Origin of the sequence: Brevibacterium luteolum (genome assembly GCF_013004595.1) — a bacterium.
GTDB classification, from domain to species: Bacteria; Actinomycetota; Actinomycetes; order Actinomycetales; family Brevibacteriaceae; genus Brevibacterium; species Brevibacterium luteolum.
The window spans coordinates 1-5,234 of the sequence record NZ_JABEMC010000017.1; the positions used below are offsets into that span (position 1 = coordinate 1).

A 5,234-nucleotide genomic window follows, 5' to 3' on the forward strand; every position below is an offset into this window, starting at 1 on the left:
AGACTGCGTCCTTCACTTCGGTTTCGGCAGCCTGGGCTGGCAGCGCCGAGAGCACTCCCGCACTGCCGATGGCCACGGCGATGCCAGCGGCAAGCCCCGCGCGCCATCCGCGGCGCCGGCCGGCGCTCGCTGTTGACTTCATGATGCTCCTTCGATCAGGTGTGGCTTCACTCATGGATTAGGTCACAAGAGTTTGACGTAACTCCATCAGCTGAGGCTATCCTTATTCAGGAAACCCTAAACGTCAACTCCGAAGACTCTGATGGTGCCGCCGACCGGGAATGGGTTCCCGGTCTGAGCAGTCACCGCAGCCGACCCACCAAGCGAGGCCCAGCATGAGATTCACCCGCCGCACCCGTCGGCGCACCGCAGCTGGTGCGCTTGTGCTCACTGCTGCGCTGCTGCTGTGGAGCAACGGGATCCACAACGTCGGCACCCTGAATTCCGCCGCAGCTGCCGGCTGCCAGTCCCGGCCGGCGGCACCGACCCCGCAGCTTCCGGAGATCCCGGACGTTCCGGAGTCCAAGCGTCTGCCCGTCGACCGGATCCTCGGACCCACCACCGCCCACACCCGCGCGTCTGAGATCCGCCCGATCACCGACTTCGCCGCCGAACAGCAGCAGCTGCCGGTCACCGTCGCGTCCAGCGATGGCACCGAGCAGACCGTGACCGACACCTCGCGGATCCTCGCCCTCAACCAGAACGGCGGCCTCGCCTCTGCAGTCATCGGGCTGGGGCTGGGCTGCAACCTCGTCGGCCGCGACGTCGCCACTCAGGTCTCAGCGCTCATGCCCGGCCGCGCTGAGCTGCCCCTGGTGACCCAGAACGGGCATGAGCTCAACGCCGAGGCGATCCTCAATCTCGCCCCCACCGTGGTGCTCACGGATACGAGCATCGGGCCATACGACGTGCAGATGCAGCTGCGTGCGGCCGGCATCCCGGTCGTCTTCATCCCCTCGACCAGCGAAGACGGTGTCGAAGGGGTCGCACCGCAGATCGCCGCGGTCGCTGAGGCCCTGGGTCTCGGTGAGCTCGGCACCCAGCTCGCCCAGCGCGTCGATGAGGAGATCCGCGCCACGCAGCAGAGGATCAGCGCTCTGGCCCCCGCCGATCCTGCTGACCGGCCCCGCACCGTGTTCCTCTATCTGCGCGGCAGCATCTACTACTGGTTCGGCGAAGGCTCCGGAGCCGATTCGCTCATCGAGTCGATCGGCGCCCGCGACGTCGCCAGCGAAGTCGGGTTCGCCGGAATGTCCCCGACGAACGCCGAGGCACTGGTCAAAGCGGCCCCGGACGTCATCATCGTCATGACGAAGGGCCTGGCAAGCGTCGGCGGGCTGCAGGAGGCCATCAGGCTGCCCGGCATCGCACAGACACCCGCCGGCAAGAACCGCCGCATCGTCGACATGAGCGACTACGAAGTCATGAGCTTCGGTCCGCGCACCGCAGAGGTCATCGCCGCGCTCGGCATTGCCGTGCACGCCCCGGACTACGCCTATCAGCCACGCGAATCCGATCCACCGGCCGCGGCCACCGCCGCCGCACCGGCAGAAGGAGCCCACCAGTGACGACCACCAGACCCACCGACGCCGAGGCGCCGGGCGCCTCGGTCTTCGCCGGTTCACCGCTCGAGGAGGGCCCTCCGGTCACCCGCCGCGATGCGCGTCGTGCACATCGCGGCCTCACCGGCACCGGTGAGCCGGGTGCACCGACGGGATCGGGCACACCTGACTCACCGGGCGGTGCGCGCAGCGCTCATGCGCGTGTGAGGGGCGGGGCGAGTGCCGGCCGCGCGACCGGAGTGTTCACCATCCTCGTCATCCTGCTCGCCGGCGGCGCGCTGCTGTCGGGCATGATCGGCCAGCTCTACATTCCGCCGGCAGAGGTGCTCGGCGCCGTGCTGCGTGCTGTCGGCCTCGACTGGCTGCCAGGCCCCAGCCACGAGTTCGGGGCCGAGGCGCTGTGGGAGGTCCGCTTCCCGCGCATCGTCCTCACGCTGTTCGTCGGTGCCTCCCTCGCTGTGGCCGGTGCTGTCATGCAGGGCATCTTCGGCAATCCGCTGGCCGAACCGGGCACGATCGGCGTGTCCGCCGGGGCGGCGGTCGGGGCGGCGTTCGCGATTCTCAACGGTCTGAGCTTCGTCGGCGGATTCACCGTGCCGCTGCTGGCCTTCCTCGCCGGCCTCGTCACCACGATCCTCGTCTACGTCCTCTCCCGATCCAACGGCCGCACCGAAGTCGTCACCCTCATCCTCACCGGCGTGGCCGTCAATGCCGTCGCCGGGGCGCTCATCGCCTTCATCGTGTTCAAAGCACCCACCCAGGCGCGTGAGCAGATCGTGTTCTGGCAGATGGGCAGCTTCAACGGCAGCCGCTGGGAGCAGGTCGCGCTCGTCGTGCCGCTGGCTCTCATCGGCATCGTCTTCACCCTCTTCCTCGCCCGCGGTCTCGATCTGCTCGCGCTTGGGGAGAAGGCCGCCCGCCACCTCGGCGTCGATGTCGAAGCGCTGCGGCTGAGCGCAATGGCGCTCGTCGCGCTGCTCGTGAGCGCAGCAGTCGCCTTCGTCGGCATCATCGCCTTCGTCGGGCTCGTGGTGCCGCATCTCATGCGCATCATCCTCGGGCCCGGCCACCGGCTGCTGCTGCCTGCCAGTGTGCTCGGCGGTGCGGTCCTCATGACCTTCGCCGATCTGGCCGCCCGCACCCTCATCGAGTTCGCCGATCTGCCGATCGGGATGCTGACCGCGCTCATCGGCGGCCCGTACTTCTTCTATCTGCTCCGGCGCAGCCGGCGCGCGGCAGGAGGATGGGCATGATGCGCTCCCTCCGCTCCCCGCTGCGCACCCACCTGCCGGCCGAACCGGTGCCCGGCGCCGAGGTGCTGCGCGTGTCCGATGTCAGTGTGTCCTTCGATGAGCAGCGCCGTGTCCTCGACGGCATCGACCTGAGTGTGCGTGCCGGTGAGGTGCTCGCCCTCGTCGGCCCGAACGGGGCGGGGAAGTCCACGCTGCTCGGTGTCATCACCGGTGATGTCGAAGCCGCCGCCGGCAGTGTGCACATCGACGGCCAGCCCGCCCAGGCGTGGAACGCCACGGAGCTGGCGATGCGCCGCGCCGTGCTGCTGCAGCATGTCGAGGTCGCCTTCCCGTTCTCCGTGCTCGAGGTCGTCGACATGGGCCGGGCGCCGTGGCAGCGCACAGGGGCCAGCCGCGACGATGAGCGGATCGTCTCCGCTGTTCTCAACCGGACCGAGACGACCCAGTTCGCCGCCCGGACCTTCACCTCGCTGTCCGGCGGTGAGCGCTCCCGCGTCGCTCTGGCCCGCGTGCTCGCGCAGGCTGCCCCCGTGCTGCTGCTCGACGAGCCGACCGCGGCGATGGATATCCGCCATCAGGAGCTCGTGCTCTCCACTGCCCGCCAGTACGCGGCAACCGGTTCGGCCGTTGTCGTAGTGCTCCACAGCCTCGATCTCGCCGGTGCCTATGCAGACCGCATCGCGCTGCTGCACAACGGGCGCATCACCGCTGACGGTCTGCCCGAGCAGGTGCTCACCGCGGAGCGGATCTCCGCGGCCTACGAGCACCCTGTCACCGTCGTCACCGATCCGGTCTCCGGCACGCCGCTCGTGGTGCCGGTGCGCCCGGCCCGAAAGGAACAGCCATGATCCGTCCTCTCCCCGCAACCGCCTCGGCGCCGGTCGTCAGCCGGCTGGCCGCTGCGGCACTGGCCCTGCTGCTGGCCTGCGGAATGCACCTCATGACCGGTGCTGCGGAGGCTGCCCCGGCCGAGGCGGCAGCCCGGGTGAGCGTGTCCGGAACCCCGAATCCGGACGGCACCTCGACGCTCAAGCTCAGCGGCCGCGGCTTCCAGTCGGTGCAGAACGGCTTCGGCGGGATCTATGTGCTCTTCGGCGTCGTCGACGGCACGTGGCAGCCGAGCAAGGGCGGCAAGACCGGCACGAATCTGCGCTACGCCTACGACAACGAGTCGAAACCGGAGGGCTTCCAGCTCTTCGTCACCTTCCCAGGCTCCTCGACAGCGCATGCCGCCAACGGCGGCACGCTGGCCGCAGACGGCACGTGGAGCGGTGAGATCAAAGTGCCCGGGGCGAAGTTCACCTCCTATGACCGGCAGCGCAATGCCGTCGACGTCGACTGCACCAAGGAGCAGTGCGGCATCATCACCATCGGCGCCCACGGCGTCGTCAACGCCAACAATGAGACCTTCACCCCCGTCGAGTTCGCAGCCGGCAGCGGGCAGGCTGATGAGGCCGGTGGCACGCAGCAGGCCGGGCAGGCCGCTGAGCAGACCCAGGCCCGAGCCCCCGGTGAGCAGACCGCCCGACCTGGCGGCGGGCAGGCCGGCAGCGGGCAGCCGGTCACCGCGCCTGTGCAGCCGGTGATCGAACCGATCATGGGCCCCGAGCAGGTCGATCAGCTCAACGCCAACGGCACCCGGCTCGTTCTCCTACTGCTGGCCGCCAGCGCCGTGGCGCTGTGCCTCATCGCCCTCGCGGTGGGTGTTGGAGCCTACCTGGCGATGAAGGCCCTGCTGCTCGGCGTCAACCCCGAAGCCCTCGAACGGGTGCGGGCACGCCGGGCGAAGCGGGCGATCGCTGCCGAGCACAGACGCAAGCGGAAGGTCTTCGATTACCGCGCCAAGCAGGAGGCCCGCACCCGCCGCCGGGAGCAGCTGGCCGAGGCGAAGCTCGCCCGCAGCGGCTTCGACCGCGCCGCGACTCTCGGCATCGACAGCCCGGCCCCAGCCCACACGGCCGATCCTGCCGCCGCACCCGACGGAAGCGCGCAGCACGAGCCGGCACCTGCAGCCGGCCCGATGCGGTTCTTCGACCTCATCGGCGCGCAGCCCGCCACCAGCCATCGCGCAGACGGGGGACCCCTCCACGGCCACCTGGACGGGGGATCCGCCCAGGGCCATGCGGGGGTCGGATCCGTGGCCGGCCGCGCGGCTGACACCCCGACCCTCGTGCTCGACCGAGAGAGGCTCACCGCGCCTGCCGGCGCAGTGCCGCCTGCCGAGACCCGCCCAAGCTCACCGCCAGAAGGAGACCAGAGATGATCCGCCGCCTGAGCACAGGACTGGCCGCAGCGACTGCGGCCCTGACACTGACACTCCTCCCCGCAGCTGCCCCGGTCGCTGCCGCCCCCTCCCAGCACAACCCGCACGAGACACCCGCACAGCCGAGCACCGAGCTCGAGCTCACAGACGCGATCC

Annotated in this window: 4 protein-coding genes; all 4 read left to right on the forward strand. The window is 69.9% G+C overall.

Going from position 1 to position 5,234, the window contains the following annotated elements; genetic code table 11:
* Nucleotides 1-335 precede the first annotated feature (335 nt).
* The 4 genes from HLA91_RS13580 to HLA91_RS13595 all read left to right on the forward strand — a co-directional run bounded on the left by HLA91_RS13580 (nt 336) and on the right by HLA91_RS13595 (nt 5,078).
* The gene (locus HLA91_RS13580; protein ID WP_170275121.1) at nt 336-1,568 is read left to right on the forward strand and encodes a heme/hemin ABC transporter substrate-binding protein; all 1,233 of its coding nucleotides are present in this window, start codon (nt 336-338) and stop codon (nt 1,566-1,568) included.
* A 284-nt stretch (nt 1,569-1,852) separates the two neighbouring features.
* The gene (locus tag HLA91_RS13585; RefSeq protein ID WP_239557300.1) at nt 1,853-2,815 is read left to right on the forward strand and encodes a FecCD family ABC transporter permease; all 963 of its coding nucleotides are present in this window, start codon (nt 1,853-1,855) and stop codon (nt 2,813-2,815) included.
* Nucleotides 2,812-3,663, forward strand: a complete 852-nt coding sequence (locus HLA91_RS13590) for a heme ABC transporter ATP-binding protein (protein ID WP_170275122.1) — start codon at nt 2,812-2,814, stop codon at nt 3,661-3,663. Before HLA91_RS13585 ends, HLA91_RS13590 begins: the two co-directional genes overlap by 4 nt.
* Nucleotides 3,660-5,078, forward strand: coding sequence for a hypothetical protein (locus tag HLA91_RS13595; RefSeq protein WP_170275123.1), 1,419 nt, complete (start codon nt 3,660-3,662; stop codon nt 5,076-5,078). Before HLA91_RS13590 ends, HLA91_RS13595 begins: the two co-directional genes overlap by 4 nt.
* Nucleotides 5,079-5,234 lie beyond the last annotated feature (156 nt).

Coding starts and splice junctions, on each gene's coding strand:
- HLA91_RS13580 (WP_170275121.1), top strand. CDS start 336: ATGAGATTCACCCGCCGCACCCGTCGGCGCACCGCAGCTGGTGCGCTT.
- HLA91_RS13595 (WP_170275123.1), top strand. CDS start 3,660: ATGATCCGTCCTCTCCCCGCAACCGCCTCGGCGCCGGTCGTCAGCCGG.
- HLA91_RS13585 (WP_239557300.1), top strand. CDS start 1,853: ATGATCGGCCAGCTCTACATTCCGCCGGCAGAGGTGCTCGGCGCCGTG.
- HLA91_RS13590 (WP_170275122.1), top strand. CDS start 2,812: ATGATGCGCTCCCTCCGCTCCCCGCTGCGCACCCACCTGCCGGCCGAA.